The following is a 4,131-nucleotide window of genomic DNA, read 5'->3' on the forward strand; positions in this document are numbered from 1 at the left end:
CCGTACAGGAGCCGACTTCTCAAGTCTCCATCTGACTTTTGACCCCTAGAGAGCGACTTTCTGCTGCCCGTCACCCGTTTTGAAGAGTAGTCAGGAAATTACCACCTCGCACGATGATTGGTCCAGCGGCCATACTCCAGATTAGGCTGGACGACTGCGAGTAGGCACTGTTCTCGTCGTGAAAAACCACTGCACCGTTGCCATTAAGGCTGATCACGTCGATGTTTTTTCCAGTTACGCCGTGTTTCCTGACGCCATCGAGTACGAACAGCCCTGTCAGCTCTCCAGTAGAGAGATCGAAGAACATGAAGTTGGACCCAGCGATGGCATTGGCGTCGCCCCTTACGAACGTCGGGACATTGCGACGACCAGCACCGCTGGCGTCACCAGAGAAACGAACTTTGAAGTTGCTGCGGGGGATACGAATGGCTGGCATATCTGCACTCCTGGTGGTTCTGAATTGAAGTGGCCACTTCTGCAATTAGTATGCGAATCCATCTATTCGGGCGATAGAAAGTCTTCTACCAGTATGCCTACCCGAATATACTAGTACATCTCTACTTTCCCATCCAAGCATGTCAACAACAATGCAGCGCATGCCTTCCCCATGACGGGTAGAAAAGTTTTACTTCAAAAACTTTCCTACCCATAGATTTCTTGTGGTAGTGAGGTAGATTTCAGAGTTTAAAAATAGGACTTGTATGCACCATGATTACTCCAGAAGTGATCACTTCAAATTTAGTTCGGGAGGTACAGCATGGCTCTTCAGGAATTTGTGAAGGTATACACGGCAGAGTCGAACTTCACGGGCATACAGGGATACATTAGCGTCCCGGCAACGCCTACAGGTCTGAGCACGTATGACTTCGTCAACTTCTTTCTTGCTCTGGACGACTATTACGAAGTTGGCCTCAGCTACGCAGATAAGGGCGATGGAAACGGCCCGGTCTGGCGCTACTTCGCCAATCACGCTAAATTTGGTCAGCAGAACCAGATTGTGAGCCCTACCAGTGAGGTCTTTGTCAAGATCGTCAACCGGGGCACGGAAGCGGACGCGACTGTACAGGATGGGCGCATTACGTTCTCTCGCACGGCCGCCGTGGCGTCCCCAACCTACTCCGGCAAGATGCTGATCGGTGGGGAGGACAATAGTGCCACGTCATCCAGCGGCTATACGCCCCGGCACCCGCAGGTGACATTCCGTAACGTGAAGGTGCAGCGTGGCGGCGTGTGGCTTGACTGGAATGCCACCACGCAAAGCTCCCTGGGTGCCCTGGTCAATCGCACGCCCCAGTATCAGCGGCAGGGCATGGTCATCCAGAACGTACCGCTGATCGCCCAACTGACGTAACCCACACGGGAAAGGAGAGGGCTTCATTGGCCCTCTCCTTTCCCGTGGCGCTTCTCGGCTTTTAGCGGAGCGTCACGGCTGCCTTGCCGTTCGTCACGGTGCAGGTAAACCGCACGGTCCTGACCTGCCCGCCCTGCTGAAAGCGCGCCGTGCCCACCCAGAAATACGACTGACCGACATGGCCGGAGTTGTTGATGTTCCTGGAATAAGTGACCGGGACCCCTGCGGGCACCGTGCGGAAGCCCTGAAGGTTGCGGATGCACAGCGCCTGTCCGAGTTGCTGGTCTGGTGAGAGGCCTGAGGGGAGTAGCGCATCCCTGCCACCAGCGCTGGCAAAGCTGGCAGCCAGAACGGCAAGGGCACAGATCATCTTACGCAGCATAGTAATCATTGTAGAGGTGGTTTGTTGGCGATGTCCCAGTAATACAGAATCGCTTCGTTGCGGCTACTCACGCCCAGCTTCTGAAATACGCGTGTCAGGCCGTTCTGCACCGTCTCTCAGTACCTGACAAGTTGAGGATTTTGCCGTCCTGGAGCAGGAAAAGGAGCTTTGAACAGGGCCAGATACGTCTGGAACGAGCTTTTTCCCCACCTCAGGGCGCGGCCCAGAGCTTCACACCCATATCTCGCCCGGCTCATGGCCGGGCGACCGTGCTTCTTCCTGGGGATGTTGTGCTGCTCGGCGCGCCAGGTGCCGATCCGGACCATCCAGGCCAGCGCCAGGCTGAGGAAGCCGAAGAGACGGGAGAGACGATCCGGCTGGGTCATATGGGTCTGTTCGAGGTTCAAGCCCCGGGTCTTCATCGCAGCGAAGGTGCATTCGATGCCCCACCGTAAGCGGTAGGTGGACAGGGTGTCCCAGAGCGACAGATCCGAGGCGACCAGGACGCGCTCTCCCTGCGGGGAGAGCGTCGCCACCACCTGCATCCAGCTGCCATACACCCAGGCGCCGTCGAACACGCCCCGGATCTCCCCAGGCTGAAGATCCTGAAAGTGGTCACGCGCTGGGCTTTCGTCCAGGAGAGTGCTTTCCCGAATGCGGATGCAGCGCTTGAGGCCCTGCTGGCGCAGGAAGGTGAACCATTCCTGCCCGACGAATTCCCGGTCCGCGATCAGGACCGCCCAGCGCCGGGCGGGGAGGCGTTTCAGGAGCTGGCCCACCAGGAACATCCGTGCCCGCATCTCACTGCTGCCGCCGTGCGGCAGCACCTTCCAGTTCAGGGGCAGCACCACGCCACCGAGCGCGACCCCCAGCACCAGGAGGTTCAGGTCCGCAGCCCCGAGCTTCCAGTTGGTCCGGTCCAGAACGAAGGTGAGCTTCCCGGCGGGGAGCAGGGGGAGCAGGACGTCCTGGACGTCCTGTGGCGTGAGTCGGGTCTCGTGGAACGTCCGCGCCACCATGCGGGTGATGGACGCCTGCGACGCTTCGCGGTCGATGTGCAGTGCGATTTTCCGGTGCAGCGTGGACTCCGCCTGGATGAGGCCGAACAGGACTTCAGCCACGCGGCGGAGGGTGTCGATGCGGTGGTGAGGGAGCCGTTCTTTCAGGTACGCGGTGAACGTGTCAACATGCGAGCGGGCGGCACTGGGACGAATCACACTTCCTTTTGCCGCCCTTTGTCGTCCCTTTTTGCGTCCTGGACGCCATTTCCCTCAACCTGTCAGGTACTGAGGATTAAACCCTTAATGTTAAAATATGGAGTTACAAACGCACTTCAACTGATATCTTTGCCAAGTCCCAAGCCAAACTTACTGACTGGGACGGAACCATCCCCGGGAGGAATATGAAGGTAGCTCACTACACAATCATCGGTCTTCTTATGGCAGCCATCAGCGCGTGCGGGACTTCACCAGATGTGAGCGTCGAACAGACTTTGGATACGGACGCCAGTGTGGCGCCGCCTAAACTCCTCAACTCACCGGATGACATAGGAAGGCTTACCGGGAACTTCACTGTTGACCTCACGCCTGAACAAGCGAAGAGGCTACAGACACAGGGAAGTCTTGATTTCCCGCCCATTGTTCCTGCACTCCTTCCTCAGCCCTGTGCTAACCATATTTCAGCTCCTGCAAATTCACATGGCTACATCATTTTTCAGCAGGGTACGACAGGGGCCGAAAGGAGTGTCCAGTGGGGCTTCTACATGTACAAACAGTACAGGCCACTTTACACCTTTTGGAAGACACGCACCACTCTAAATAATACAAATTTGGGCGAACTTAACAAAACTTACGAGCCTCATGGGTCCATACCAGCCTATAGCTTGAAAATAGGCCATATTGTTTACATTCAGGGTATTGCAACTGGACCCAACGCGTACACTTATATTCAGGGCTCTTGCAAAGTAACTTATTAAAATAATGGGCAACCAAGAGTTACTTGCTGAGTTAACAAAAACTCTGGTTTTTGCTCTCCCAATGGGTATGACCATAGAGGCAGAATCTACAGGATATTATATAAAATACGGCTCATTCTCGATAGGTCACAACTATCCTGAAGAACTGCCTATCGATCTGTTAACAATTCTCCTTCTTGACTCTATACAAACAGCGGTTGCAGATATGCTGTCTGACTACTGGCCCAAGATAGGCGATTTAAAACTTAACTATGCTGTATCGATTGCAGGAGAATTGCCGGTCATCGTTTTTACCCCCAGAACCACATAGATAAGGCGGCCTCTGGGTCCTGACTACCCTTCAAAACGCGGCATGAGAGTCGTCAGGGTACGCCAGGACGACGGGGATGGGTGCAGCAGCAGGTCTTGGAGATGGTCGAGGCC

Annotated in this window: 5 protein-coding genes; 2 read left to right on the forward strand and 3 right to left on the reverse strand. The window is 55.5% G+C overall.

Features of this window, described 5'->3' with window-relative positions; all coding sequences use genetic code 11:
- Positions 1–70: 70 nt before the first annotated feature.
- Complete coding sequence (locus tag H565_RS16410) at positions 71–436, reverse strand: hypothetical protein (RefSeq protein ID WP_157468955.1); 366 nt, start codon at positions 434–436, stop codon at positions 71–73.
- A 321-nt stretch (positions 437–757) separates the two neighbouring features.
- On the opposite strand from H565_RS16410, the gene H565_RS0108890 reads away from it, so the two are divergent.
- Positions 758–1,351 carry a hypothetical protein gene (locus H565_RS0108890; protein ID WP_027460720.1) on the forward strand — a complete coding sequence of 198 codons (594 nt, stop codon included), beginning with the start codon at positions 758–760 and terminating at the stop codon, positions 1,349–1,351.
- Positions 1,352–1,412: 61 nt separating this feature from the next.
- Here H565_RS0108890 and H565_RS0108895 read toward each other — a convergent pair whose 3' ends face one another.
- Both H565_RS0108895 and H565_RS0108900 read right to left on the reverse strand, forming a co-directional pair.
- Entirely contained in the window at positions 1,413–1,733 is a 321-nt protein-coding gene (locus H565_RS0108895; RefSeq protein ID WP_034409018.1) for a hypothetical protein, read from the reverse strand.
- Between the two features lie 116 nt (positions 1,734–1,849).
- Positions 1,850–2,950: an IS4 family transposase gene (locus H565_RS0108900; protein WP_425387400.1), complete on the reverse strand. Its 1,101-nt coding sequence runs from the start codon at positions 2,948–2,950 to the stop codon at positions 1,850–1,852.
- Positions 2,951–3,712: 762 nt separating this feature from the next.
- Here H565_RS0108900 and H565_RS16415 point away from each other — a divergent pair.
- A complete protein-coding gene (locus H565_RS16415; protein WP_157468957.1) occupies positions 3,713–4,018 on the forward strand; it encodes a hypothetical protein in 306 nt (101 codons plus the stop codon).
- Positions 4,019–4,131: the final 113 nt, after the last annotated feature.

This window comes from Deinococcus murrayi DSM 11303 (genome assembly GCF_000482805.1).
GTDB classification, from domain to species: Bacteria; Deinococcota; Deinococci; order Deinococcales; family Deinococcaceae; genus Deinococcus; species Deinococcus murrayi.

Coding starts and splice junctions, on each gene's coding strand:
- H565_RS0108895 (WP_034409018.1), bottom strand. CDS start 1,733: ATGCTGCGTAAGATGATCTGTGCCCTTGCCGTTCTGGCTGCCAGCTTT.
- H565_RS16410 (WP_157468955.1), bottom strand. CDS start 436: ATGCCAGCCATTCGTATCCCCCGCAGCAACTTCAAAGTTCGTTTCTCT.
- H565_RS0108890 (WP_027460720.1), top strand. CDS start 758: ATGGCTCTTCAGGAATTTGTGAAGGTATACACGGCAGAGTCGAACTTC.
- H565_RS16415 (WP_157468957.1), top strand. CDS start 3,713: ATGGGCAACCAAGAGTTACTTGCTGAGTTAACAAAAACTCTGGTTTTT.